The organism is Phocaeicola sp. RTP21198st1_B8_RTP21198_201120 (genome assembly GCF_040929485.1).
Taxonomy (GTDB): Bacteria; Bacteroidota; Bacteroidia; order Bacteroidales; family Bacteroidaceae; genus Phocaeicola; species Phocaeicola dorei.
The window spans coordinates 1-1,697 of record NZ_JBCOCI010000268.1 but is presented as its reverse complement, the minus strand read 5'-3'; the positions used below and the strand labels follow the sequence as shown (position 1 = coordinate 1,697).

Here is a 1,697-nt window from a genome sequence, read left to right as displayed (position 1 = left end):
GTACCAGAGGCGCTAAGTGTTCCGCTATGTTCGCTTTCCTTGCAGTTCTCGAACGGCTGGCTTATCTTTCCATTACTTACGTTTACTGCAAAATGGCCGCTTCTCAAGCCTTCTACGGCAGTGAAGATGACCTCTTTACGCTTTGTGTTGAATCCCAGGATTTCGCTGACCAGCCAGTTGCCTTTGGTTAGCTGTTTTACTTTACCGGCCTGGAAATAACTACCGCCGTTGGCACTATTATAGGTTTCACCTTTCATGTTTGCTGCATTTGTCTCAAAGAGATAAAGGTGATTGTAGCCGTCACGCTGACTTTGATAGATGAACTTGGTAGGGTCCCACGGCAAAAATACGATGGGGTTTTGCGGTTCAACGTATTTAGGGTGCATTTCTTCATAGAGAACTCCCATGGGTTCTCCTGTCTCTGCGTTGTACTGGCAGAGTTTGGCATGATTCTGGTCGCGGTTTACTTCGATCAGGTAGAGGCTCTTTTCATCCGGTGCCCAGCTGATGTTAGTGAAATAACGGTCTGTCGGATCGCCTGCATTCAGATAAATGCTTTTACCGGTAGCAGGGTTGTAAATGCCTACTTTTACCTGATGGCTCGTCATTCCTGCCATCGGATAGCGTACGTTGTTCACTTCGCCTACACGTGCAGTGATGTCTACAAGCGGGTATTGTGTCACCATGCTTTCATCCATACGGTAGAAAGCGAGCAGGTTGCCTTTCGGACTCCAGAAAGTTCCTTTGTTGATACCGAATTCATTGCGGTGCACTGTTTGTCCACAAACGATGCCTTCGGGTTCATTGGTTACTGCTTTCTCATTCACATATAGATTGTTATCTATCGTGTAAGCCACATTTCCACTGGCTGCGCAATAGTCTTCATTATTTGCCCCGTCCTTTGGTTTGAAAGTGCTGATAACCTGATTGTTCTTGAAATCATATACAATGAACTTTCCTGCTATCGTGAATAGCATTTGTGCCTTGTCTGTCCATGGAAAACGGACGGAATACAGGTGTGATAATTTTCCTGCCTTGTTTTCTTCAAGCACTTTGTTGATTTGCTCGCGAGTGATAACCATTGTTTCTTTCCCGGTTTTGGGTTGAATTGAATAAAGGGTATCTACTCCTGGCTTGATACATTCGTCGCCCCACCATTGCAGCCCGTACAGGTTTTCTGCATAGCGGTAACTCTCGCCGCCCGGAATCAGTTCTTCCAGCGTCGGTTTTTTGGTTTCTTGTGCCATAACATTGAGTGTTAAAATACTAAATACTGAAAATAAAAGGAGTTTATTCATAATCATTTCGTTTATTGAATGAAGTTATTAATGCAATTTGCGGGGTTAAGCGGCATTTGGTCAGAGAGTACGAGAGTCTTAACCATGTGCAGCGTTCCTTGCTTGTACTTTTGAAAATGCTCCGATGCAATATGAGATTTATAAGCCTCCTGACTCGCGTAAGTTTCAAGAATAGTTATCCTGCCAGGATTCTCTTTTTCGCTGACGGCATACATAGTCAGCACTCCCGGTTCAGTACGCAAGGAGACTTCACCCACTTCGGTCGCATATTTCATATATTCTTCAAGATACTCCGGATAAACCTCGATTTTTGATAGCCGCACAATACCGTCAGCCGCCATAGGTAATTTGGCGCACATACCAGGCTGCTGTTTTATATCCTTTTTCCCTGTCATACTG

General features: G+C 44.6%; 2 protein-coding genes. Both read right to left on the bottom strand.

Features of this window, described 5'->3' with window-relative positions; genetic code table 11:
* On the bottom strand, positions 1–1,298 hold a 1,298-nt coding region (locus AB5935_RS25275), incomplete at its 3' end, for a DPP IV N-terminal domain-containing protein (protein WP_368327786.1).
* Between the two features lie 11 nt (positions 1,299–1,309).
* The coding region (locus AB5935_RS25270) for a putative quinol monooxygenase (protein WP_368327785.1) at positions 1,310–1,697 on the bottom strand (388 nt) is incomplete at its 5' end.